Raw genomic sequence first — 23,505 nt, 5'->3', positions numbered from 1 at the left:
GCGGTGACATCGGCATGACCGACTTCCTCGGCCCACCGCCCCGCGCTGTCCGCCTGACCCCGCGGCCCGCCCTGGTGCTCACCGTCGCGAGCCTTCTCGGGCTGGCCATGTTCTGCTGGCCCCTGCTCGCCCACCCGCAGCCGACCGCGGCCGCGCACACCGCGGATGCGCCCTTCGTCTTCATGGCGACCCTGCCGGTGCTCATCCTGGTCGTGCTCGCCGAGCTGTCGCGCGGGGGCATCGATGCCAAGGCGCTCGCTCTGCTCGGCGTGCTCTCGGCCGTCAACGCCGGGCTCCGGCCACTCGGCGCGGGCACCGGCGGTATCGAGCTGGTCTTCTTCCTGCTCGTGCTCGCCGGCCGCGTCTTCGGGCCCGGCTTCGGGTTCGTGCTCGGCTCGACGTCGCTGTTCACCAGCGCGCTGCTCACCGCCGGGGTCGGGCCGTGGCTGCCGTTCCAGATGCTCGCGTCGTCGCTGGTCGGGCTCGGGGCCGGGCTGCTGCCGCGGAAACCGCGCGGCAAGGCCGAGATTGCCCTGCTCGTCGGGTACGGCGTCTTCGCGGCCTACTTCTTCGGGCTGCTGATGAGCCTGTGGTCGTGGCCGTTCCTCGCCGGTGACTCCGCGCAGCTCGGGTTCGTGCCCGGGGCGCCGCTGGCGGAGAACCTGCACCGGTTCGCCGTCTACACCGTTCTGACGTCGACCCTCGGCTGGGACACCGGCCGCGCGATCACCAACGCTGTCGCGATCGTCCTGCTCGGGCCGGCCGTGCTGGGCGTCCTGCGACGCGCCGCCAGGCGGGCCGCCTTCGAGGCGCCTGTGACCTTCGGTCAGCCGTAGGAATAGAAGCCGCGGCCGGTCTTCTTGCCGAGGAGGCCCGCGTCCACCATGCGCAGGAGCAGCGGGGGCGACGAGTACAGCGGCTCCTTGAACTCCGCGTACATCGAGTCCGCGATGGCCTTGATCGTGTCCAGCCCGATCAGGTCGGACAGCCGCAGCGGGCCCATCGGGTGGGCCGTGCCCAGCTCCATGCCGCGGTCGATGTCCTCGGCCGAAGCGAAGCCCGACTCGATCATCCGGATCGCCGAGAGCAGGTACGGCACCAGCAGCGAGTTCACGATGAACCCGGCGCGGTCCTGCGAGCGGATCACCGTCTTGCCCAGCGCCGTCGTCGCGTGCTCCTCCGCGCGGCGGGCGGTCTCCTCGCTGGTCAGCAGCGAGGGCACCAGCTCCACCAGCGGCAGCACCGGCACCGGGTTGAAGAAGTGGATGCCGACCACCTGCTGCGGCCGGCTCGTCGCCATGCCCAGCTTCATGATCGGGATCGACGACGTGTTGGACGCGAACAGCGCGTCCTCGGCCTCGACGATCTTGTCCAGCTGGCGGAAGACGTCGACCTTCGCCTGCTCCTGCTCGAGGATCGCCTCGATGATCAGCTCGCGGTCGGCGAACTCGGCGATGTCCGTGGTGAACCGGAGCCTGGCGAGCGCCGCGTCGGCGTCCTCGGTGGTCAGCTTGCCGCTCTTGACGCCGCGTTGCAGCGACTTCTCGATGCGCGCCCTGCCCGCGTCGAGCGCCGGCTGGTTCACCTCGGTGATGACGACGTCCAACCCGGACCGCGCGTGCACCTCGGCGATGCCGGACCCCATGAGGCCCGCCCCGACGACTCCAACCCGACTTACCACCGGTTCACTCCTTCATCGCTTCGCAGCCCGCGCGCCTCATCCGGGCAACACTCGCCCGGACGACACTGTGGACGCGATTTTGGGCAGCACGCGACGCGCGAGGGCGGTCGCCGGATGTGTTCCGGCTACGCCCTCGCGCGGTTACGCGTGCTCAACGACGGTAATCGTCATACCCGTCGTCGTACGGGTCTTGATCATCGCTGTCGGACTCCTCGTGGTGGACACTGGAGGAGTTACTCGACAGCTCGCGCTGCAAAGCATCGAAGTCGGTCTCGTGCGAGCTGTACTTGAGCTCACGCGCCACCTTCGTCTGCTTGGCCTTAGCCCGGCCGCGCCCCATGGCTCGACCCCCTCGCACAGGGGCGGGGCGGCCGGGGGAATCGGCGGCCCCGCATCGTCTCGACAATTATTTCCTGCTCACACCGTACCGTGTCCGGGGGGTTGGATGCGACGTGGCACGGTGTGCCGGTCGCGACAGTGTTCGGCGGACACCGGTTACCGGCCGGTCGGTGGCGATCGGCGCAGGTAGACGTGCCACGATCTACCCGTGCTTCGTCCCTTCGTGGCTTACCTGCGGGTGTACGAACCCCTGCTCGCCCTGGGCGATCCGCCGGACGAGCGGCTGCGTGCGGCCGTCGCCGCGGCCAAGCTGCGGCGGACGGACGCGGGCGCGCGCGAGCAGGCCATGTGGCTCAGGTCACAGGTGGCCGCGCCGCGGCGGCTGCTGCCCGCCGAGCTCGCCGACGGCCGTCCGGCGCCGAGCCTGCTGACCGACGTCCTGGTGCTCGATCCCGGCGAAGTGCCGGGTGGCAAGGCCGAACTCGGCCCGCTCGTCTGCCCGCTGGAGCTGCGGGCCCGCTCGGCGGCCGCGCTGGTCACCTTCCTCGGCGACGCGCACCCGGCGCTGAAGAACGTCGTCCTCGAGGAAGGGGGCTTCACCCAGGAGACGATCCGGGCCCGGACGAAGTCGGCGATGGTGGACCTGAGCACGTCGGCGGCGCACACGCTGTCGACGACCTGGACCGTCCCGCTGCCGTGGTTCGTGCTGGTCGAGCCGGAGGAACGGCGCCTGGTGCTCGGCGACGGCCGGACCGACCCCCGGCGCGAGCTGTCCTGGCGGGCGACCCTCGCCGACGCGCAGCACCGTGCCCGCGAGGCCGGCGAGCTGCTCGAGCAGACCTTCGGCGACTCCGGACCCGGCCGCGTGCTGTTCGAGACGCGCCGCTGGCTGGACAACTTCCACGCGGATTCGGTGGTCGAGCTCGACTACGGCGGCCTGGTGCAGCTGTTCACGGACCCGGTCCTGGAAGCCGACAACACGGCCGACGAGGTCCACGACATCCTGGACGCCCTGCGTTCGGGCAACGTCGAGGAGCTGGCCGAACTGTTCTCGGACCTGCGGGAGTTCTGGGGCGACGTGGCCGCCCGCGAACGCGCCAACTAGCCCGCAACGCGCCAGCTAGACCGCGAACGCGCCAGCTAGACCGCGAACGCGCCAACTAGCCCGCGAACGCGCCAACTAGCCCGCGAACGTGCCGACCAGTGGACAACCCGACGGCCCGGCGGCTTTCCGCCCCGGAACTGTCGGTGCCTCCCGGTAGCGTGGAAAACGGGGGCTGCTCAGCCACGGTCACCGACGTCCGTCAGCGCAGCTCAGGCACCCGGATCTCGCCCACCGCACGCCCGCCGCCGGACACGATCGGCCGCGCCAGCTCCTCGAGCCGGGACACGTCCGCGCCGAGGTACCGCAGCGCCTCCACCGCCAGCGGCGCGCAAGCCCGCTTCGCGCCGTCGTCCAGCTTCATCGCCACGGCGAACCCGTCCGGCAGCGCGAACGCCTGGACCCCTTCCGCGCCGGCCTTCGCGACCAGACCCTCCACACCGGACATCAGGGCCGTGTCCTCGCGGCCCGTCCCCGCCACCAGCCACGGATTCGCCCGCATCGCCGAAGCCACGGCCGCCGAAGGGCCCTCGGAAGCACCGGCGATCCGGCCGAATGCGCGCGCCAGCCCCGTCAGGGAGAACGCGAACAGCGGCGCGCCACAGCCGTCGACACCCGTGTGGGCGATCGGTTCGCCGGTCAGCTCCGTGACACAGGACGCGATCGCCTGCTGAAGGGGATGGTCCGGTGCGGCGTACCCGGCCGTCGGCCAGCCGACCCGGACGCACGTCGTCAGCATCGCCGTGTGCTTGCCCGAGCAGTTCATCATCACGCGGCGCGGCTCGGCCGCGTCGCGCATGCTCGGCACGTGGAGGGGGAAATCCGGTGGACACGCCAAGTCGTCTTCGCGCAGGCCGGCCGCGTCCAGCAGCTCCAGCACCCGCTTCACGTGCCCGGGCTCGCCCGAGTGGGACGCGCACGCCAGAGCCAGGGCCTCGCCCGTGAAGTCCAGGCCCGCGCGCAGCATGCCGGCCGCCTGCAGCGGCTTGTTCGACGACCGCGGGTACACCGGCGTGACCACGTCTCCCAGGGCCAGCCGGACAGAACCTTCCGGGCCCGTGATCACGAGGGCGCCTCTGTGGACGCTTTCGACGAAGCCGGAGCGGACGACTTCGGCGAGCACGGGGTTGGTCACTCGGCGCGGCCGCCCTCGTTCTCCAGCAGCTCGTCCACTGTGGCCGATCCCTGCTGGTAGCGCTGGGCGATCTCCGCGTTCAGCGTGTCCATCACGCCTTGGACCTCGCGGCGGAACGACGACACCGACAGCTCTTCGCGCGCGTACGTGTCCAAAGCGGAGGCGAGTTTCTCGTCCGAGAGGGACCCGACGTCGGTCAGGTCCGTGTCGCCGATCAGGGCCTCCGCGTGCCGGCGGTGCTCGCCGGCGCGGGACGGCTCCAGCTGCTGGTGCCGCCCCGAGCCCGCCGCCGGGCCCAGTGCGTTGTCGGCGAGGATCGTCGCCAGCTGGTCGACGATGCTCGCTTCGCCGCCGGAACTGCGCCGCGCCTGCTCCGCGCGCACGATGTCGATCCGGGCGTGCAGGAGACGGCGCAGGTAGGACAGGTCGGTCTCTTCTTGTGCGGCTTCGTCGCGCCGCTCGCGCAGCACCTTCAGCGGCAGTTCACCCAGGCCGCTGAGGTACCCCGGGCCGAGCACGCGGTCGATCCGCCGCCTGCCGCCGGGCCGCACTTCGATCACAGCGCAGTTTATCCCGGTTGAGCGTGATCTCGCTGTCAGGGGCTTTCGTTCAGCCACGGAGTTGGGCCGCGGCCGCGCGGCCCGGTGCCGGCTGTTCCGAGGGCACGGAGTCGGGGTCGATCGCCGCCTGGACGAGGTGGTCCTCCGACCCCGCCAGCAGCTCCGCGCCCACCGGTGTCGACCGCTTGACCAGCGCCAACGCGATCGGGCCGAGCTCGTGGTGCTGGATCACCGTGCCGATCCGGCCGACCGTGCGGCCGTCCAGCAGCACCGGGTCGCCGGTCTCCGGGGTGACTTCGGGCGAACCGTCGAGGTGCAGCAGGAGCAGGTTCCGCGGCGGCCGTCCCACGTTGTGGACTTTCGACACCGTTTCCTGGCCGCGGTAGCAGCCCTTGGCGACATGGGCGGCCGAGCCGACCCAGCCGACCTCGTGCGGGATCGTGCGGTCGTCGGTGTCGACGCGCAGCCGCGGCCGCAGCGACTCGACGCGCAGCGCGTCGAACACCCAGCTGCCCGCCGCCCGCGCGCCCGCGTCGGTGAGCCGCTTCCACCAGTCCACCAGCGCCTCGCGCGGCACCGCCAGGTCGACGCTCGACCGGCCGGGCCACGGCATCCGCCGCGCGAACCCGCCACCCGGCAGCGCCGCCACCGCGTACGGCTCCGGGCCGACTTCGGCGCCGGCCGCGCTCAGCACGCGCTCGGCGTCCGGGCCGAGCACGGTGAGCAGCGCGAGCTCGCCGGTCGCGTCCCGGATGTCCACCTTGGACCAGAACTTCATCGCCTCGAGGTACTCACGCAGCGTCTGCGGGCCGCCCTTGGGCAGCGCGCTCGTCACGCTCGGGCCCGGGTCGGTGTCGAGGTACACCGTGCCGTCGAGGTGCGCCAGCACCATGTGCGCCTCCACGCGGCCCTGGCTGTCGAGGACGAGCGCCTCGGTGCCGGAGCCCTCGGCCAGCCCGGTCACGTGCTGCGAGATGACCAGGTGCAGCCACGACAGCCGCTCTTCGCCGGTCACGGCGAGGAACTCGCGGTGCGAGCGGTCGATCACGACCACGCTGCGCGAGGCCGTGCGCTGCTCCGCGAACGGGTCCCCCCAGTGCCAGGGCACTCCGGCCTCGGGGTGCGCAGGGTCCGACTCGGGGGCAGGGATCGATCCGGGCACGTCCAGCAGCGGCGAGCGGTACGGCATACCGCCCAGCCTAGGTGAGTACCGTGTCCGCATGCGCGTGCTCGTCTTCCTGGACGGAACCCCGGCCGACCCCGACCTCGCCCAGATCAAGGTCGACGACCTCGGGCTGATGCGCGGCGACGGCGTCTTCGAGACGATCCTCGTCGTCGACGGCCGGCCCCGGGAGCTGCGGCCGCACCTGGAGCGGCTGGCCCGTTCGGCCGCCATGCTCGACCTGCCCGAGCCCGACCTCGGGGCCTGGGAGCGGGTCGTTTCGCTGGTGCTCGAAAGGTGGACCGGCGGGGCGGAAATGGTGCTGAAACTGGTGTACACGCGGGGATCCGACGGCGACCCGGCCGCGGTGCCGACCGGCTTCGCGCTCGGTTCGGAGGTCCCGCCGTCGATCGTCAAGGCCCGCGCCGGAGGCGTCGCCGCGATCACCCTCGAACGCGGTTTCCCGCCGGATCTCGCCGAGCGCGCGCCGTGGCTGCTGCTCGGGGCGAAGCCGCTGTCGTACGCGGTGAACATGGCCGCGGTGCGGGAGGCGGCGCGTCATGGAGCCGAGGATGTGATTTTCACCGCGGCCGACGGATCGGTGTTCGAAGGGCCGACGTCGACCGTCGTGCTCGCGAAGGGGCGGACGCTCTACACACCGCCGTCGAGCATCGGGATCCTGCCGGGCACCACCCAGGCCGCGGTGTTCCGCGGCGCCGAGAAGGCGGGCTGGGCGGTCAAGGTGGAGCCGCTGACCGTGCGCGACCTCGTCGAGGGCGACGGCGTCTTCATGGCCTCGAGCGTCCGCAAGCTGACCCGGGTGCACACCCTCGACGGCGAGCGGCTGCCCGATTCCGAAGCGGTGTACGCCGAGCTCCTCGCGGCCTACGAGGGCGAATACGCCTGACCCCGGGTGATCCGGACGACGGCGGGGGCGACCTCTTCGGCGCGGTAGGCGGCGATCTTGTGGTGGCCGTCGATGATCAGCTCGCGTTCGCCGCCGGCCAGCACCACCGCGACCGGCCGGTGCCCGGTGCGGATGGCCGTCCGGTAGTAGCCGACGCGGGACTCGTCCGACGGCGGCCAGGCGTCGGTCGGCGTGAGCTCCTGGCCCGCCGGCACCCGTTCCGGGCCGCTGACCCGGTAGTCGCCGTCGACGAGCAGGTCGAGGACCGGTCCGAGCGTGGTGGCCAGCGGACGGCGCAGCTGACCGGTGGCCAGCGCGATCCGCAGCGACTGCGGCAGCTCCGCCCGTGCCCGCGCGTTCACGTCGAGGAAACCCGTGCCACCGCTGATCGTCACCTGTTCCACGCTTATGAGGACGGGCGGCGGCGCGACATGGTTCCGGCCCCTACCCGGACGGGTGCACCGGGTGATCGGGGTCTCACCCGCGCGGCGGTACGCCTTGCTCAGGACGGCCGGAACCGGATTCGGGTGCCCGGCCGAGCCTGCGCGAGGGCGTTCAAGGCGGCTTTCTTGACGACGGCGGCGACGGGGTAGCCGCCGGTGGTCGGGTGGTCGGCGAGGAACACCACCGGCAGCCCGCTCGGCGGCACCTGGATCGCGCCGGTGACGACGCCTTCGCTGGGCAGCTCGCCGTCGACGGCCCGGCGCAGCGGCGTCCCGTCCAGGCGCAGGCCGACGCGGTTCGACTCGGCCGTCACCGTCCACCCCGCCGAGAGGCCGGCGGCCGGGTCGTCGATCCAGTCGTCGCGCGGGCCGAGCGTCACGGGCACCACGAGCTCGGCCGGCGCCCGGACCGGCACGACGACGTCCGCGCCCGCGGGGATGCCGGGCTCGCCGAGCGGAAGGACGTCTCCGGCGCGCAGCGGCGGCGGCCCGATGCCGGACAGGACGTCCCGGGACCGGCCGCCCAGCACCGGCTCCACCGCGATGCCGCCGGAGACGGCCAGGTAGCAGCGCAGGCCCGTCGAGGGCGTCCCCAGCGCCAGTGTCTGGCCCGCCCGAACCGCCAGCGGCGCGTGGGAGCCGGAGGGCCGTCCGTCGATCCGGACGTCGACCGCCGGGCCGGTGACCGCGGCCGTCACCGCGGCCGTGAACCGCACGGACAGGCCGCCGAGCAGGGCTTCGATCCCAGCGGCGTCCTGGGGATTGCCGACGAGCCGGTTCGCCAGTCGCAGCGACGCGGTGTCGAGAGCCCCTGAAGGCGCCACCCCCAGGTGGGCGTAGCCGGGCCGGCCCCGGTCCTCGACCAGCGCGTACCGCCCGGGGTCGAGCACCTCCAGGCTCCTCACCGGACGCTCCGGAAGCGGACGCGGTCCCCCGGTGCGAACAACGCGGGCGGGTCCGCGTGGGGGTCGAACAGCGTCGCCGACGTGCGCCCGAGCAGCCGCCAGCCGCCGGGCGACTCGCGCGGGTAGACGCCGGTGAACTCGCCGGCGAGCCCGACCGACCCGGCCGGCACGCGGGTTCGCGGCGATTCCAGGCGAGGCTGCCGGAGCCGCTCGGGAAGGCCGGTCAGGTAGCCGAAACCGGGGGCGAACCCGGTGAACGCGACGGTGTAGCCGGCTTCGGTGTGCATCGAGACGACGGCGTCGGGCGAAACTCCGGCGTCGGCGGCGATCAGGGCCAGGTCCTCGCCGTCGTAGCGGACGTCGAGGATCACTTCCCGGGGCTCGCCCGCGGGCGGGTGCGCGAGGTCGGCGTCTTCGAGCAGGGCCCGCACGGCCGCCACACCGCCGACGACGAGCAGGCTGCGCGCGCCCGGCACGAGATCGGTGACCCCGGGCGGGCGGGCGGCCAGCACGGTGGCGTGGGCGGCCCGCATCCGGTCCAGCGAGTCGCAGTCGAGCAGGGCGGCGTCCTCGCCACACCGCCGCCAGCGCACGGCGTCAGCCGACGACGCGGTGCAGCAGCGCCGAGGTGTGCGGCTGCATCTCCTGGCCCATCATCGCCCGCTCCTCGACGTAGCCGAGGGAGCCTTCGATCAGGCCGTACAGGCGCTGGGCCGCGGTGACGTCCTTGGCCGTGGCCGTGCGGATCACCGCGTCGGTGCCGAGCTCCCAGGACGTCTGGTTGCGCGGCTTGCCGTAGTACAGCTCGAGGATGCCGGTGTTGTGCGTGAGCAGCAGCTCGATCGTGTCGTCTTCCTGCGGCCGCCAGAACCCGGACTCGCGGGCGGCCGGGCGGATGACGTTGCCGTCGTCGTCCAGCAGCCACGCGCGGGACTCGTGGATCAGGAACGGGCGGCCGTCGTGGGAGATCGTCAGCTGCTGCGCGAACTTGCGGGGGCCGTCGATGGTCGGGTAGCCGACCTCGCCCTCACCGCGCCAGACGCCGACGAGCGGCAGCAGCGCGAGGCAGGCGTCGTTGAGGTTCGGCCCCTCGCGCAGGTTCGCGGTGTCATTGGGGATGGGCAGGTCGTCCCACAGCGGGAGGTTGCGGGCGCGGGTGCTTTCCGCGCGCCTCTCCGCTGCCACGATGGCTTCGTCGCCGCTTGCGGTCATGGGTCAGCGCTGGTCCGCGTACAGCCGGTAGACGACGTACACGGCGAACCAGGTGATGGCCACGCCGGCGAGGACCAGCAAGGTCGTAAACAGAGCTTCCACGGCAAGCAGCTTAGTCCGTCCGGCCCCGGGCGGCCCTGCGCAGGGTCGCCGCGGTGAGGACGGTCACCCGCCCGGAAACGCCGTGAGGGCCTCCCTGCCGCAGCAGGAAGGCCCTCACGGGGGAGAAACTCAGGCGACCGAGATGGCCAGCTGGTGCACGCCGGGTCCTTCGGCGGTGACCGAGGCTTCGCCGTTGCCGGAGCGGTGCAGCGCGCGCACCGTCCACTCGCCCGGCGCCGCGTAGAAGCGGAAGTCACCGTCGGCCGACGAGACGACCTCGCCGGTGAAGTCGCCGCCGCCGTCCAGGAGCCGGACGAACGCGCCGCCGACCGGCCCGTTCGCGCCGGTCACCTTGCCGGCCAGCACGACCTGGCCGCGCGTGTCGTAGTCCGCGGGCGTGGCCTCCTGGACCGGTGCGCCGCAGCTGTCGTCAACCGCCATCACTTGGCTCCCAACTCGACCGGCACGCCGACGAGCGAGCCGTATTCCGTCCACGAACCGTCGTAGTTCTTGACGTCCTCGTAGCCCAGCAGCTCGTGGAGCGCGAACCACGCGATCGAGGAGCGCTCGCCGATGCGGCAGTAGGCGATGGTGCCCTTGCCCTCGTCGATGCCCTCGTCCTTGTACAGCTCCTTGATCTCTTCCTCGGTCTTGAAGGTGCCGTCCTCGTTGGCGACCTTCGCCCACGGCACGTTCAGCGCGCCGGGGATGTGACCGGGAACCTGGGACTGCTCCTGCGGCAGGTGCGCCGGGGCGAGCAGCTTGCCGGAGAACTCGTCCGGGGAGCGCACGTCGACGAAGTTCTTCGACCCGATCGACTGGACGACCTCGTCGCGGAACGCGCGCAGCGAAAGGTCCTGGTCCTGCGCGTGGTACTCGGTGGTGTCGCGCTTGACCTCGTCGGAGTTCAGCTCGCGGCCGTCGAGCTCCCACTTCTTGCGGCCGCCGTCGAGCAGCTTGACCTTGTCGTGGCCGTACAGCTTGAAGTACCAGTACGCGTACGCGGCGAACCAGTTGTTGTTGCCGCCGTAGAGGATCACGAGGTCGTCGTTGGAGATGCCCTTCTCCGAGAGGAGCTTCTCGAAGCCCTCCTTGGAGACGAAGTCGCGGCGCACCCCGTCCTGCAGGTCGTTCCGCCAGTCGAACTTCACCGCGCCCCGGATGTGGCCGGCGTCGTAGGCGGTGGTGTCCTCGTCGACCTCGGCGAACACGACGCCGGGGGTGTCCAGGTTCTCCTCGGCCCACTGGGTGGTGACCAGGACGTCTTCACGGCTCATGGAACGGACTCTCTTTCTGGGGTTGAACTTCTAGGACGCGCGGGCGGGCGTGAAGCGTTTGATGAGCAAGTACATTTCGCAGCCGAGGCAGAAGTTGAAGGCCGCGTTGAGGAAGGCCGCGAACAGCGCGAACGCCGTCGCGACGATGCCGAGCGGGGTGATCCCCACCGCGAAGCCGACCGTGCCGACCAGGGCGAACACGAACCCGACGGCCTGGGCGAACCGCAGCGGCGCCGCGTCCTCCCGTTCGGAGGGCGGGCCGAGGCGCGGGGCCACCAGCGCCCGGTAGACGATCGAGTACGGCGCCTGCTTCAAGCCGACGAACGCACCGATCGCGAAGACGACGGTCTGGACCGCCAGCAGCGGCCACCACTCGGTGACCAGGACGACCGCGAGCACGATCGTGGTCAGGATGGCGGCGAACCGCGGGCCTCGCGGGTCGACGGCCGGTCCGGCGGGCATGGTTCCTCCAGCTGGGCGAAGAGGGTGCGTGCGAACGGCACGCGTCAGCGGCATCAGGGCTGGTGGGGGACCGGTTCGTACGGTTCAGCGCCGGTCGGGCCGAACACGACACAGGCTGCTGCGGACGCGGCAGAGGTCGACTGCGCGTCGCTGCGTCAAGAAGGTGGTCAGCCCGGTCACGGGTGCGAGGGTACCCAGAGCTCCCTCACAGTGGGAACCACGTTCATACCTTGGGACGATTCCCGATTCCTGGGACAACGCCCTGGTCAGGGCGTCCGGGAAGTGAGATGCGGCCGCAGGGCGGCGAGCAGTTCGGGGCCCTTGGGGACGCCGCCGACGCGCAGGAGCTCCCGGCCGTCCGGGGTGAGCGCGATCGTGGTCGGCGTCCGCAGCACGGACAGCGACTGCGCGACCTCCGGCTGCTCCGTCACGTCGAGTTCGACGTGGTGCAGGCCCTCGGTTCGCTCGGCCAGCGGCGCGAGCACGGCCTTCGCGTGCCGGCAGGGCGCGCAAAAGGTGGTGGAGATCTGGACGAGCGTCACGGCGGAGGCCGGGTCCAGCGCGGCGGTGACGGGGGCGGGCAGCTCGCGGGCGGCGGGCTTGGCGGCGCGCACCCGGCCGTTCCGGGCCTTGAGCAGCGCACCGACGGCCCCGGCGGCCACCAGCGTCGCCACGAGCACCCACAGCCCCGTCACCGCACCGCTCCCTACTTGCTCAGGTCCGCGAAGGACACGTTCGCCGCCTTGCCCTTGATCGTCACCGATCCGCTCTGCACCCGCACGCCGGTCGGGGTGACCGACAGCGGCAGGTCCTTCGTGCTGATCGACACGTTGAAGTTCGGCATCAGCGCCTTCTGCACCGCCGCGGGGACCACGGTGGTCTCCTGGTTGTTCCCGAACTGCAGCCGCTTGGGGAGGAAGTTGATCGTGCCCTTGGCGGCGTCCGCCTCGATCATCGCGAAGCAGAAGATTTCCAGGTCCTTGCCCGCGAACGGAAGGTGTCCCGAAATGCGGACACCGGTGCTCGACTCGTCCTGGTCGGCCTGGCCCTCGGTGGTCTTCGTCGTGGTCGGGGCCGGCTCGCTCTGCCCGCTGTCGCCGTTCTGGACGTACTCCGCGGTCGACGGCTCGATCCGCAGCTCCTTGATCTTGTCCAGCGGGGACAGGCGCGCCAGGTCGGCAGCCTTGATGGTGACCGCACCGGTCAGCTGCCCGATGGTGATCGCCTTCGTGTTGCCGTTCGTGATGTCGGACAGCGGCGCCTTGACGTCCTCGAGCTCGGCGGTCACCGCGACGTCCTGCAGCTTGTTCGCGACCGGCAGGCCCGCGGCGGACACGCTGATGTGACTGTAGTCACCGCCGAGCGCCTGCGTCAGGAACGGGAAACCGTGGATCGTCACCGACGGGTCGTCGGTCAGCTGCAGCTGCGTGCGGGCCTTCTGCGAAATCATGTGCTCGGCGAACGCGGCGGCTCCGAAATCGGCGCCGACCAGCAGCAAGACCAGCACCACGACAGCGATCACCCAGCGCCGGGCGCGGCGGCCGCGGCGTCGCGCGTCGGGCCTCGGTGCGGGTCGGTCGTCCCGGGTCACGGGCCTGCTCACCATCGCGTCCGTACTCCTGTTCTTCGGGGACACCCGGGTTTCTCCAGGTGTGATCGATCCAGCAAGGGTTAGGTGCCCGGCCGTTCAGCCGCTATTCTCACTTAGCACCGACCAACGCCGCTTTGCGGCGACGACTCGAGAAGGCGGTGCGGCGATGAGCCTGGACCTTCTGGTACTGACTGCGGAGGCCGACGCCACCACGGTGCTTCCCGCGCTGGACCTGCTGCCGCACACCGTACGCGTCCGTGCTCCCGAGGTGACGGCCCTGCTCGACGCGGGCCACCGTGACGTGATCCTCCTCGACGCCCGCAGCGACCTGGCCTCGGCGAAGAGCCTTTGCCGCCTGCTCAAGGGCACCGGCGAGGACGAAGCGGCCACCCCGATCATCGCGGTCGTCGGCGAAGGTGGCCTGGTGGCGGTCAGCGCCGAGTGGCGCACCGACGACATCCTGCTCCCGACCGCCGGCCCGGCCGAGGTCGACGCCCGGCTGCGCCTGGTCACGACCCGCGACGGCGGTTCCGCGCAGGTCGACGCCGAGCTGCGGGTCGGTGAGCTGGTGATCGACGAAGCGACCTACACCGCGCGCCTGCGCAAGCGCACCCTCGAGCTCACCTACAAGGAGTTCGAGCTGCTCAAGTACCTCGCGCAGCACGCGGGCCGGGTGTTCACCCGCGCCCAGCTGCTGCAGGAGGTCTGGGGCTACGACTTCTTCGGTGGCACCCGCACGGTCGACGTGCACGTCCGGCGGCTGCGCGCCAAGCTCGGGCCCGAGCACGAGCAGATGATCGGCACCGTGCGCAACGTCGGCTACAAGTTCGAGCGGCCGGCCAAGAGCGGCGGCCCGCGTCCGGGCGTGCCCGCCCAGGCTACCGCCGCCCCCGAGGCTCCCGCGGAGACTCCCGAACTCACCCACTGATCCCCCTTTCGCACACGGAAGACGTCTCGCACAGCCGTCGCGTTGCGTCCGTCACGGGTACGGTCGCAGGGTGAGCGGAGACGGCGAGTGGCGCCAGGAACTGGACGAACAGCAGCTCGACGACGTGCGGCGGCTGCTGCTGGCCGTGCGCGAAGCCGACGGGCGGCCCGAGGTCGAGCCGGCCGGCGCGCTGCCCGGCGAGTTCGACGGCGGTGAGCACCTCGTCGCCTGCGTCGAGGGCGAAGTCGTCGGCTACGCGCACCTCGACACCACGGGCGACTCCTTCGACCACCAGGTCGTCGAGCTGTTCGTGCATCCCGCCCACCGTGACCGCGGCTACGGCGCGAAGCTGCTTCAGGCGGTCGACGAGCGGGCCGCGGTCGGCTTCCGCGTCTGGGCGCACGGCGACCACCCGGCCGCGCGGAAGCTGGCGCTGAAGACGGGCCTGGAGCGCAAGCGCGAGCTGCTCATCCTGCGCGTCGACGTCGAAGGCTCGGACTGGCCGGAGCCGATCCTGCGCGAGGGCGTCTCGCTGCGGACGTTCGTGCCGGGCCAGGACGAGGACGCCGTCATCCGGGTCAACGCGCGGGCCTTCGACTGGCACCCCGAGCAGGGCGCCCTGACCGCCGACGAACTCCGTGCCGACGAAGCACGTCCCTGGTTCGACGCCGACGGCTTCTTCCTCGCCGTGGAAGAAGACACCGCAAAGGGCAGCTCGGAAGACACGGTCATCGGCTTCCACTGGACGAAGGTGCACGAACCGACGCCCGGCCGGTTCGGCGGCGAGCGCGTCGGCGAGGTGTACGTCGTCGGCGTCGACCCGGCCGCGCAGGGCGGCGGGCTCGGGCGGGCGCTCACGCTCGCCGGGCTGCGGTACCTCGCGGGCCGCGGGCTGCGGCAGATCATCCTGTACGTCGAGGGTGACAACGCGGCGGCGCTGGCGGTCTACACCAAGCTCGGGTTCACGCGTCACGAAACCGACGTCCAGTACGGTCGGTGACCACAATGGACGCCGCGAGAGCGCCTCGTCACGGTGCGCGAACGCGCAGGTCACGGCCGGGACACGGCGCACTTTCAGACTAGTAGCACTGCTCACATCGGCGGCCTTGTTCACTTTGCGTTCACCTGGACAGGGGTGACCGTCCATCGGGGCTGCCTAGTGTCCGGATCCGGCGCGGCAGCACGCCGCGACGACCCGGTCAAGCTCCTGATGGAGGAAACAGCAGTGAAGATCATGCGGCCCCTGAGCGCGGTGGGCATCGTCGCGAGCGCCGCCCTCGTGCTCGCCGCCTGTGGTTCCGACCCCGCGGCGACCAACAGCGGCAGCTCGAACTCGGCTTCGGCGCCCGCTGCGACCGGCACCGCCGACGTCGAGTGCGGTGGCAAGAGCCCGCTCTCCGCGGAAGGTTCGTCGGCCCAGAAGAACGCCATCGACATCTTCACGCAGCAGTACAGCAAGAAGTGCGCCGGCCAGCAGGTCAACTACAACCCGAGCGGTTCCGGCGCGGGCGTCAAGCAGTTCAACGCCAACCAGATCGACTTCGGCGGCTCGGACTCGCCGATCAAGGACGCCGACGCCGCGGCCGCCAAGGCCCGCTGCGCCAGCGACGCCTGGAACATCCCGCTCGTCGTCGGCCCGATCGCGGTCGCCTACAAGCTGTCCGGTGTGGAGAAGCTGACGCTGACCCCGTCGGTGACCGCGAAGATCTTCAGCGGTGGCATCACCAAGTGGAACGACCCGGCCATCAAGGCGGTCAAGGGCAACGAGAGCCTGAACCTGCCGGACAAGCCGATCCAGGTCGTCTCCCGCGCCGACGAGTCGGGCACCACCGACAACTTCCAGAAGTACCTGGGCGCGGCGGCGAAGGCCGACTGGACCAAGGGTGCCGGCAAGAAGTTCAACGGTGGCGTCGGCAACGGTGCGCAGGGCTCCAACGGCGTCGCGACCGCGGTGAAGGCCTCCGACGGTGGCATCACCTACGTCGAGGGCGCGTTCGCCAAGGACGGCCTGACCGCGGCCCTGATCGACAGCGGCTCCGGCGGTGTCGAGCTCAACGCGGCGAACGTGGCGAAGTCCCTCGACGCGGCGAAGTTCCTCAACGAGGGCTCGAACGACCTCGCGCTCGACCTCAACGGCATCTACGCCAGCAACACCCCGGGTGCCTACCCGCTGCTGCTGACGACCTACGAAATCGTCTGCTCGAAGTACGCCAGCGCGGACGTCGCCAAGGCCGTCAAGGCGTTCCTGACGGTGGCCGCGACCGACGGCCAGCAGCCGCTGTCCGCCAAGGGCTACGTGCCGATCCCGCAGTCGCTGCAGACCAAGGTCCTGGCCGCGGTCAAGGCGATCTCCTGACCTGGTCTTGCGACTGTTCCCCGAGTTGATACAGGCTGGACAGAAGTAGTCGATGAGCGAGTCAAGCTCGACGCGAACGCCCACCGGCGACCCCGGTGGGCGTTCGTCGTCCGCCACAACGCCCCCGGAGGATCCGATTTCGGAGCAACGAGCCTCGACGGCGGCGCCGGAGCCGCCCGCGAGCGAGAAACCGAAGAAGGTGCGGCCCGGTGACCGCATCTTCCAGAACTTGACCACCGGGGCGGGTATCTTCGTCGTCGCCCTGATCGGCCTGATCGGGCTCTTCCTGCTCATCCAGGCGATCCCGGCGCTGCAGGCCAACAAGGGCAGCTTCCTCACCAACCACGGCTGGTCGACCAGCGATCCCGCGAACATGTCGTTCGGCATCCTCGACCTGCTCGAGGTGACCGTGGCGACGTCGTTCGTGGCGCTGATCATCGCGATGCCGGTCTCGCTGGGCATCGCGCTGTTCCTCACCCAGTACGCGCCGAAGCGGCTCGCGCGGACGTTCGCCTACGTCGTCGACCTGCTCGCCGCGGTGCCGTCGATCATCTTCGGTCTCTGGGGCATCCTCGTGTTCGCCCCGGCGATCGAGCCGTTCTCGCAGTGGATCAACGACACGTTCTCGTGGTTCCCGCTGCTGGCGCCCGGCAACGTCGCGCCCAGCGTGCGCGGCACGATCTTCACCGCCGGCATCGTGCTGGCCGTGATGATCCTGCCGATCATCACGTCGCTCTCGCGCGAGGTCTTCGAGCGCACGCCGACCCCGCACATGGAGGGCGCGCTCGCGCTCGGCGCCACCCGCTGGGAGGTCATCCGCACCACGGTGCTGCCGTTCGGCAAGGCCGGGTACGTCGGCGCGTCCATGCTCGGCCTCGGCCGCGCGCTGGGCGAGACGATCGCGCTGGCCGTCATCCTGCTGATCCCGCAGGGCAAGAACTTCGACTGGAGCCTCTTCGACGGCGGTGCCACGTTCGCCTCGAAGATCGCCGCCAACTACAGCGAGTTCAACAACGAGATCTCCGCGGGCGCGTACATCGCGGCCGGCCTGGTGCTGTTCGTGCTCACGTTCCTGGTGAACTTCGCGGCCCGGTCCGTCATCGGCAAGAAGGGAGACTGAGCATGTCCGCCACCACGCTCGAAGCCCCTGCCACGACGCCGGCGTTCCAGCAGGTCAGCATGGCCCGCAAGGTCAAGAACGGCATCGCGACCACGCTGGTCTGGCTGTCGTTCCTGATCGCCGTCGTCCCGCTGGTGTGGGTGCTCTACACGGTCGTCGCGAACGGCATCAAGCGCATCCCGTACTCCAACTGGTGGTCGCAGGACCTGGGCAACTACCTGTCCGACGAGGTCGGCGGCGGCGTGCTGCACGCCATCATCGGCAGCCTGCTGCAGGGCCTGGTCTGCGCGATCATCGCGGTGCCGATCGGCATGCTCGTGGCGATCTACCTCGTCGAGTACGGCCGCGGCAAGCTCGCGAAGGCCACGACGTTCATGGTCGACATCCTCTCCGGTGTCCCGTCGATCGTCGCCGCGCTGTTCATCTACGCGCTCTGGATCACCACCTTCGGCCTGCCGCGCAGCGGTTTCGCCGTGTCGCTGGCCCTGGTGCTGCTGATGATCCCGGTGGTCGTCCGGTCGTCGGAGGAGATGCTGCGGATCGTCCCGGACGACCTGCGCGAGGCGTCGTACGCGCTGGGTGTGCCGAAGTGGAAGACGATCATGAAGATCGTCCTGCCGACGGCGATGTCCGGCATCATCGGCGGCATCATGATGGCGCTGGCCCGGGTGATGGGCGAGACCGCACCGCTGCTGGTCCTCGTCGGTTACTCCGCCTACACGAACTGGGACATCTTCCACGGCGAGCAGGCGGCACTGCCGTTGCTGATGAACAACGAGCGTGTCACCAACTCGATGGATCCCGGTTCGGTCGGCTTCGACCGGATCTGGGGCGCGGCACTGACCCTGGTGCTCATCATCGCGATCATCAACCTCCTCGCCACCGTGTTCGCGCGCCTTGTCGCCCCGAAGAAGAAGTGAGCTGTAAGCCATGGCAAAGCGAATCGACGTCAAGGACGTGGACATCTACTACGGCAAGTTCCACGCCGTGGACGGTGTCACCCTTTCCGTGCCGCCGCGCAACGTCACCGCGTTCATCGGCCCGTCGGGCTGTGGCAAGTCGACGGTGCTGCGCACGCTGAACCGCATGCACGAGGTCATCCCCGGCGCCCGTGTCGAGGGCGACGTCCTGCTGGACGGCGAGAACATCTACGCGTCGGCGGTCGACCCGGTCCAGGTGCGCCGCACGATCGGCATGGTGTTCCAGCGCCCCAACCCGTTCCCGACGATGTCCATCAAGGACAACGTCGTGGCCGGGCTGAAGCTGGGTGGCACCAAGGGCAAGAAGACCCTCGACGACATCGCCGAGCGCGCCCTGCGCGGCGCGAACCTGTGGAACGAGGTCAAGGACCGCCTGAACAAGCCGGGCGGCGGCCTCTCGGGCGGTCAGCAGCAGCGGCTGTGCATCGCCCGCGCGATCGCGGTCCAGCCGGACGTGCTGCTGATGGACGAGCCGTGCTCGGCCCTGGACCCGATTTCCACGCTCGCGATCGAGGACCTGATCGGCGAGCTGAAGAAGGACTACACGATCGTCATCGTGACGCACAACATGCAGCAGGCGGCCCGGGTTTCCGACCAGACGGCGTTCTTCAACCTCGCCGGCGTCGGCCAGCCGGGCCGGCTGGTGGAGCTGAACGACACGGAGAAGATCTTCTCCAACCCGGATGAAAAGGCCACGGAAGACTACATTTCCGGTCGCTTCGGCTGAGTAGCCGTTGCTGCGGAAGGCCTTTCCCGCCGGCGCTCGGGGCCGGCGAGGAAGGCCTTTCGTTTTGTCCTAAGTGGAGCAACAAGAAAGCCCCCGGCCGCGGCCGGGGGCTTTCTTCGTTCGGTGCGGCTCAGATGTCTTCGTCGGAGCCGTAGCCCGGCATCTTGCCCGTGACCACGAAGATCATCCGCTTCGCGACCGACACCGCGTGGTCGGCGTAGCGCTCGTAGAAGCGGCCCAGCAGCGTCACATCGACCGCGGCGGCCACGCCGTGCGGCCACTCGCGGTCCATCAGGACCGTGAAGAGGTGGCGGTGGATGTCGTCCACCTGGTCGTCGTCGGACTCGAGCGTCTTCGCCGCTTCGACGTCCTTCGTCTTGATGACCTGCTCGGTCTGCCGGGCCAGCTTGACGGCGATCTCGCCCATCTCGGCGAAGTACGGCCGCACCGCCTCCGGCAGCACCGGATCGGGGTGCCGGCGCCGCGCGGCCTTCGCCACGTGCAGCGCCAGGTCGCCCATCCGCTCCAGGCTCTCGGCGGCGTGGATCGCCGCGAGGACCGTGCGGAGGTCGGTCGCCACCGGCGCCTGCAGGGCCAGCAGCGCGTATGCCTGCTCCTCGCACTGGGCGCGCGCGTCGTCGACCTTGGCGTCGTCGCTGATCACCTGCTCGGCGAGACCCAGGTCGGCCTCCAGCAGCGACCGTGTGGCCCGCTCCATCGCTTCGGCGACCTGGACCGACATCGCGGCCAGGTTGACGGCGAGCTGTTCGAGTTCGACATGGTAAGCCTCACGCATGGCCCAACCCTACGGCCAACCGTGACCAAACACCGCATCGCCCGGTGAACCGCACGTGAACCCGGACTAACGATCCTCGCGGATCAACCTGTGGTGGTGCTCTTGCGGCTGGTGGTGGTCGGCTTCGAGCTGCCGCTGCTCTTCGGCTTCGACGACGAGCTGGTCGGCGGGGCCTGCTCGCTCACCGGGACCGGTGCCTTCGGGTCGGGCAGCGGAGTGTTGTTGCGCAGCGCGTCGAACAGCGCCTTCGTCTTGCTGACGACGAGGACCTCGTTGCCCCGGGTGTTGGCCATGCCGACCGTCGGGACGGTGAGGAACGTGATCTTCGACTGGTCGAGGCCCTTCATCGACTGCGCCAGCGTCATCATCTGCTTGACGCCGAGGTTGTCACCGAAGGTGGCCTTCGCGAAGGCGTTGATGAAGTCGGTGAGCTTGCCGGGGTCGAGCACGACGTCCGAGGACATGACCTTCTTCAGCAGCGCGCCGATGAACGCCTGCTGCCGCTTGATCCGGTCGTAGTCCGACTTCGCCACGTCGGCCTTGACGTGCCGCGCACGCACGTAGTTCAGCGCCTGGTCGCCGGAGATCGTCACGTCACCGGTCTGCATCAGCACCTTGCCGAGGATCTCGTCGTCGATCGGGATGTCGGTGTGGATGGTGACCCCGTGCACGGCGTCGACCATCTCCTTGAAGCCGTTGAAGTCGATGCCGACGAAGTGGTTGATCCGCAGGCCGGTGATCTGCTGGATCACTTTGGTCACGCAGGGCGGCCCGCCCACGGCGTACGCGGTGTTGAGCTTGGCGATCTTCTGCGCGGGAGAGACCTGGTCGGTCGTCTTGCCCTGCGCCGGGTCCCAGCGCTGGCACGCGGGCCGGTTGATCTCGAGGTCACGCGGGAACGACGTGACGACGACCCGTTTCCGGTCGGCCGGGATGTGCGCGACCATCACGGTGTCACTGCGCGCGCCCGGGGTGCTGTCGGCGGTGCCGACGCCTTCCTCGTCGGACGCGCCGTCGCGCGTGTCGGAGCCGACCATCAGGAAGTTCTCGTCGTTGGCCTGCGCGTCGGCGTCCTGGATGTCGGCGGAGTTTTCGTCGAGCGCGGAGACCTGGGTGAACTTGGCGTCGAAGTAGGTCTGCGCCCCCCAGGCACCCCCGATCCCCAGGAAGACGAGCCCCGCCACGACGGCGGCGGCGATCCGCCCGAACCGGGCCGACCGGTCGAGCTTCCGCTGCTTCTTTTCCTGCAGCCGGGTCTGTTCGGCGTCGGCTTGGGCTTCTTCAGGAGCCGTGGCGACGACGCGGTGCAGCGCGGTGCGGGTGCTCTCGATCAAGGAGGTGGGCGAGAGCCGTTCACGGCGTTCGCGCCGCTTGGCCTCCTCGGCTTCCATCTCGTCGTGGGCGGCGGAGAACCGGGCGAGGGTGTGATCGATCTTGCGACGGTACTGGGTCGCCTCGTCGATCGCTTCCATCTCATCGGTCATGGTCAGCGGATCGAGCTCGGCCCGCGCCGGCACGGCGGCGGACCGCTGGGCCGCGGAACCACCCTCAGCGGCGGCGCGCTGCGGTGCGGCCGGGCCGTCCGCAGCGGGGCGGCGGCCTGCGGGGGCGTCGCCGGTGGCGCGCTGGGGGGCGATCCCTTCGGCGTTGGCCGAGGCGGCGGTGCGGCGGCCTGCGGGGCCCTCGCCGGTGGCGCGCTGAGAGGTGACCCCTTCGGCGTTGGCCGTGCGGCGGGGTGCGGGGCTGTCCGGTGTGGCGCGCGGGGGCGCTGCCGGGTCGGCGTCGGCCGGAGCCACCGGGCGCCGGGAGGCGGGGCTCGGCGGGCCATCCGGTGCGGGGCGGCGGCCTGCGGGGGCCTCGCCGGTGGCTCGCTGGGAGGTGATCCCTTCGGCGTTTGCCGTGCGGCGGGGCGCGGGACCATCGCTGGCCGCGCGTTGGGATGCGGGCCCTTCGGCGGCTCGGCGGGCTGCGGGGCCGTCGCCAGCCGGGCGCGGGGATGCGGCTCCCTCGGCGGTGGTGCGGCGGGGCGCCGGGCTGTCCGGCGTGGGGCGCCGGGAGGCGGGGCTCGCCGGGCCGGGGCGCTGCGGGGCGGCCGCGTCGGCCGGGCCTGCGCTGCGGCGGCCTGCGGGACCCTCGCCGGTCGCGCGCTGGGGTGCGGCTCCTTCGGCGGCGCGGCGGGGTGCCGGGCTGTCCGGCGTCGGTCGCTGGGGTGCGCGGCGCGGCGGGGTGCCGTCGGCCTGGGGGGCCTCGGGTGCCGGGCGGCGGAGGCGGCGGGGCGGCTGCTGCGCGCCCGTCGTCTGCTGGGGGCCCGGGTTCGCAGCCGGCGGGCGCCGCTGGAGGGGGGCCTCCGGCTGCGGGGCCGCGGCCGTCGTGCGGCGGGGCTGGCGAGGTCGCGGGGCGCGCGGTTGACGAGTGGCGTCCGTGGGTACTGGGTCTTCAGCGGGCCCCTGTGCCGGCCTCGCGGCACGCGGCTGCGAAGACCGCGCCGGGGTCGCCGGCTCGGCGCCGTGGACCCGGCGTCCGGGCTGGTCGGAGCGGTCCTGCTGCTCGCGGGGCGGCACCGGGCGGGCGCCGGTGGTCTTGGCGACGACGTCCGAGACGCTGATCCCGCCCTGGTCCTCCATGGACCGGCGCCGTCCGGGCCGCGGCCGCGCGGCACCGTCGAGGCGGCGACCGGTTCCCGGGCTGTCGAGCTCGTCCGGCACTCGGTCTCCTTTCGCGCGTTCGCAGGGGGTGGCTCCGACTTGGCCGTCTTCCCCCGCAGGAGGTGATCGTTCCCGCCGAGGTTTTCGTTATCGTACGGATACCCCCCGTTCGTGACGACACCCTCCCGGAATTTTCTTCACCTTGAGTCGACGAACGGCCGGTGTGCGTCGACAAACGGGTGATAGCCCTTGTCGGCGGACGGAGTAATGCGGCCTTTGTGTTACTCAGAGTGGGTTATTAACTGTGTCGTTTGCGCGTCGCGATAGACGACTTTGTTGCGGCCTGCGCGTTTCGCCGCATAAAGCAGCACGTCCGCGCGGCGCAGCTGGCGCTCCGGTGACGCCGGCGGGCCGGGCTCGTGCGCCAGGCCGGCGCTGATGGTCACCCGGAGTCCCGGCTGGAGTTCTGACCAGGGGTGACGGGCGACGCGCACCCGGGCGTCGTCGACCACACGGAGGGCGCCCCGGGCGTCGACCCCGGGCAGCCACAGGGCGAACTCCTCGCCGCCGTAGCGGGCGCAGAAGCCGCCCGGCGGGAGGTTCTCCTGGAGGAGATCGGCGACCCGGCGCAGGACGCGGTCGCCGACGAGGTGACCGTACGTGTCGTTGATGCCCTTGAACCGGTCGAGGTCGATCAGCGCGAGCGCCAGCGGCGGACGGTCGGTGAACGGTCCGTACAGCCGCTCGTCGAGGTAACGGCGGTTGTAGCTCGACGTCAGCGGGTCGCGGAGGCTGCCGTCGCGGGCGATGGCCAGCGCGGACCGCAGGTGCTGGTAGGCGCGCCGCCAATCGCCTTGGGTGGCGAACAGACCGGCGATGGCCTCGTGCAGGCGGAGCAGGTCCGGCGGCTGCGGGCCGGCTGTCCGGCCCGGAGTGCCTTCGCCCTCGGCGACCATCCCCGCTTCCACCACCCCTTGGTTGTCGTCGTGGGGGCGGTCGCGCTTGAGGTGCCGGTGCGGAAGAAGGTGAATTTCGCTCAAACGGGACCCGGTCAGTTACTCTCCGGAGTATTGAA

26 protein-coding genes are annotated in these 23,505 nt (G+C 70.9%); 9 read left to right on the top strand and 17 right to left on the bottom strand.

The genetic code is table 11. From position 1 onward, the window contains the following. Positions 1-14: 14 nt before the first annotated feature. Complete coding sequence (locus C2L58_RS13370) at positions 15-836, top strand: ECF transporter S component (protein WP_103337901.1); 822 nt, start codon at positions 15-17, stop codon at positions 834-836. On the opposite strand, the gene C2L58_RS13365 is transcribed toward C2L58_RS13370, so the two are convergent. Then, positions 827-1,681, bottom strand: a complete 855-nt coding sequence (locus tag C2L58_RS13365; protein WP_255410534.1) for a 3-hydroxybutyryl-CoA dehydrogenase — start codon at positions 1,679-1,681, stop codon at positions 827-829. The genes C2L58_RS13370 and C2L58_RS13365 overlap by 10 nt on opposite strands. A gap of 151 nt (positions 1,682-1,832) precedes the next feature. Beyond that, positions 1,833-2,021, bottom strand: a complete 189-nt coding sequence (locus C2L58_RS13360) for a DUF3073 domain-containing protein (protein ID WP_103337899.1) — start codon at positions 2,019-2,021, stop codon at positions 1,833-1,835. A gap of 207 nt (positions 2,022-2,228) precedes the next feature. Here C2L58_RS13360 and C2L58_RS13355 point away from each other — a divergent pair, with 207 nt between their 5' ends. Continuing rightward, a complete protein-coding gene (locus tag C2L58_RS13355; protein ID WP_199191249.1) occupies positions 2,229-3,125 on the top strand; it encodes a hypothetical protein in 897 nt (298 codons plus the stop codon). Between the two features lie 199 nt (positions 3,126-3,324). Here the strand turns inward: C2L58_RS13355 and C2L58_RS13350 are convergent, their stop codons facing one another. The 3 genes from C2L58_RS13350 to ygfZ are packed head-to-tail and all read right to left on the bottom strand — an operon-like array spanning position 3,325 to position 6,006. Continuing rightward, positions 3,325-4,257 (bottom strand): asparaginase, encoded by a 933-nt coding sequence (locus C2L58_RS13350; RefSeq protein ID WP_103337897.1) that lies wholly within the window; start codon positions 4,255-4,257, stop codon positions 3,325-3,327. Beyond that, complete coding sequence (locus C2L58_RS13345; protein WP_103337896.1) at positions 4,254-4,817, bottom strand: RsiG family protein; 564 nt, start codon at positions 4,815-4,817, stop codon at positions 4,254-4,256. Before C2L58_RS13345 ends, C2L58_RS13350 begins: the two co-directional genes overlap by 4 nt. Before the next feature lie 49 nt (positions 4,818-4,866). Continuing rightward, the gene (gene ygfZ / locus C2L58_RS13340) at positions 4,867-6,006 is read right to left on the bottom strand and encodes a CAF17-like 4Fe-4S cluster assembly/insertion protein YgfZ (protein WP_103337895.1); all 1,140 of its coding nucleotides are present in this window, start codon (positions 6,004-6,006) and stop codon (positions 4,867-4,869) included. Positions 6,007-6,037: 31 nt separating this feature from the next. On the opposite strand from ygfZ, the gene C2L58_RS13335 reads away from it, so the two are divergent. Then, entirely contained in the window at positions 6,038-6,886 is an 849-nt protein-coding gene (locus tag C2L58_RS13335; RefSeq protein WP_103337894.1) for an aminodeoxychorismate lyase, read from the top strand. Here C2L58_RS13335 and C2L58_RS13330 read toward each other — a convergent pair. The 9 genes from C2L58_RS13330 to C2L58_RS13290 form a co-directional block, all read right to left on the bottom strand. Further along, entirely contained in the window at positions 6,865-7,290 is a 426-nt protein-coding gene (locus tag C2L58_RS13330; RefSeq protein WP_199191248.1) for a hypothetical protein, read from the bottom strand. The genes C2L58_RS13335 and C2L58_RS13330 overlap by 22 nt on opposite strands. Positions 7,291-7,388: 98 nt before the next feature. Next, positions 7,389-8,234: a biotin-dependent carboxyltransferase family protein gene (locus C2L58_RS13325; RefSeq protein ID WP_369904182.1), complete on the bottom strand. Its 846-nt coding sequence runs from the start codon at positions 8,232-8,234 to the stop codon at positions 7,389-7,391. After that, the gene (locus tag C2L58_RS13320; protein ID WP_103337892.1) at positions 8,231-8,827 is read right to left on the bottom strand and encodes a 5-oxoprolinase subunit B family protein; all 597 of its coding nucleotides are present in this window, start codon (positions 8,825-8,827) and stop codon (positions 8,231-8,233) included. The genes C2L58_RS13325 and C2L58_RS13320 overlap by 4 nt, the downstream gene beginning before the upstream one ends. Positions 8,828-8,831: 4 nt before the next feature. Then, positions 8,832-9,446 (bottom strand): FABP family protein, encoded by a 615-nt coding sequence (locus tag C2L58_RS13315; RefSeq protein WP_103337891.1) that lies wholly within the window; start codon positions 9,444-9,446, stop codon positions 8,832-8,834. Between the two features lie 231 nt (positions 9,447-9,677). Continuing rightward, complete coding sequence (locus tag C2L58_RS13310; protein WP_014467851.1) at positions 9,678-9,989, bottom strand: DUF1416 domain-containing protein; 312 nt, start codon at positions 9,987-9,989, stop codon at positions 9,678-9,680. After that, positions 9,989-10,825, bottom strand: a complete 837-nt coding sequence (locus C2L58_RS13305; RefSeq protein ID WP_103337890.1) for a sulfurtransferase — start codon at positions 10,823-10,825, stop codon at positions 9,989-9,991. Before C2L58_RS13305 ends, C2L58_RS13310 begins: the two co-directional genes overlap by 1 nt. Before the next feature lie 30 nt (positions 10,826-10,855). Beyond that, the gene (locus C2L58_RS13300; RefSeq protein WP_103337889.1) at positions 10,856-11,287 is read right to left on the bottom strand and encodes a DUF4395 domain-containing protein; all 432 of its coding nucleotides are present in this window, start codon (positions 11,285-11,287) and stop codon (positions 10,856-10,858) included. A 266-nt stretch (positions 11,288-11,553) separates the two neighbouring features. Then, complete coding sequence (locus C2L58_RS13295) at positions 11,554-11,982, bottom strand: TlpA family protein disulfide reductase (RefSeq protein WP_103337888.1); 429 nt, start codon at positions 11,980-11,982, stop codon at positions 11,554-11,556. Between the two features lie 11 nt (positions 11,983-11,993). Beyond that, positions 11,994-12,893, bottom strand: coding sequence for an LmeA family phospholipid-binding protein (locus C2L58_RS13290; protein ID WP_103337887.1), 900 nt, complete (start codon positions 12,891-12,893; stop codon positions 11,994-11,996). Between the two features lie 151 nt (positions 12,894-13,044). Between C2L58_RS13290 and C2L58_RS13285 the strand changes: the two genes are divergently transcribed. From C2L58_RS13285 to pstB, 6 genes are all read left to right on the top strand, one after another. Then, positions 13,045-13,806: a winged helix-turn-helix transcriptional regulator gene (locus C2L58_RS13285; RefSeq protein WP_103337886.1), complete on the top strand. Its 762-nt coding sequence runs from the start codon at positions 13,045-13,047 to the stop codon at positions 13,804-13,806. 70 nt (positions 13,807-13,876) lie between these two features. Further along, positions 13,877-14,806: a mycothiol synthase gene (mshD, locus tag C2L58_RS13280; protein WP_103337885.1), complete on the top strand. Its 930-nt coding sequence runs from the start codon at positions 13,877-13,879 to the stop codon at positions 14,804-14,806. 225 nt (positions 14,807-15,031) lie between these two features. Next, a complete protein-coding gene (pstS, locus tag C2L58_RS13275; RefSeq protein ID WP_103337884.1) occupies positions 15,032-16,162 on the top strand; it encodes a phosphate ABC transporter substrate-binding protein PstS in 1,131 nt (376 codons plus the stop codon). 199 nt (positions 16,163-16,361) lie between these two features. Continuing rightward, positions 16,362-17,282: a phosphate ABC transporter permease subunit PstC gene (gene pstC, locus C2L58_RS13270; protein ID WP_103337883.1), complete on the top strand. Its 921-nt coding sequence runs from the start codon at positions 16,362-16,364 to the stop codon at positions 17,280-17,282. Between the two features lie 2 nt (positions 17,283-17,284). Then, the gene (gene pstA, locus C2L58_RS13265; RefSeq protein WP_103337882.1) at positions 17,285-18,202 is read left to right on the top strand and encodes a phosphate ABC transporter permease PstA; all 918 of its coding nucleotides are present in this window, start codon (positions 17,285-17,287) and stop codon (positions 18,200-18,202) included. Between the two features lie 10 nt (positions 18,203-18,212). Further along, entirely contained in the window at positions 18,213-18,989 is a 777-nt protein-coding gene (gene pstB / locus C2L58_RS13260) for a phosphate ABC transporter ATP-binding protein PstB (RefSeq protein WP_103337881.1), read from the top strand. 130 nt (positions 18,990-19,119) lie between these two features. On the opposite strand, the gene phoU is transcribed toward pstB, so the two are convergent. The 3 genes from phoU to C2L58_RS13240 form a co-directional block, all read right to left on the bottom strand. Next, positions 19,120-19,785: a phosphate signaling complex protein PhoU gene (gene phoU / locus C2L58_RS13255; RefSeq protein WP_103337880.1), complete on the bottom strand. Its 666-nt coding sequence runs from the start codon at positions 19,783-19,785 to the stop codon at positions 19,120-19,122. 83 nt (positions 19,786-19,868) lie between these two features. Continuing rightward, on the bottom strand, positions 19,869-21,302 hold the full coding sequence (locus C2L58_RS13250; RefSeq protein ID WP_103338074.1) for an LCP family protein: 1,434 nt from the start codon (positions 21,300-21,302) through the stop codon (positions 19,869-19,871). A gap of 1,409 nt (positions 21,303-22,711) precedes the next feature. Next, positions 22,712-23,386, bottom strand: a complete 675-nt coding sequence (locus C2L58_RS13240) for a GGDEF domain-containing protein (RefSeq protein ID WP_103337879.1) — start codon at positions 23,384-23,386, stop codon at positions 22,712-22,714. Positions 23,387-23,505 lie beyond the last annotated feature (119 nt).

It is taken from the genome of Amycolatopsis sp. CA-126428, from assembly GCF_002904335.1.
Taxonomy (GTDB): Bacteria; Actinomycetota; Actinomycetes; order Mycobacteriales; family Pseudonocardiaceae; genus Amycolatopsis.
Note: the sequence above shows the minus strand (reverse complement) of the source record. Positions and strands in the feature narration are given on the sequence as shown.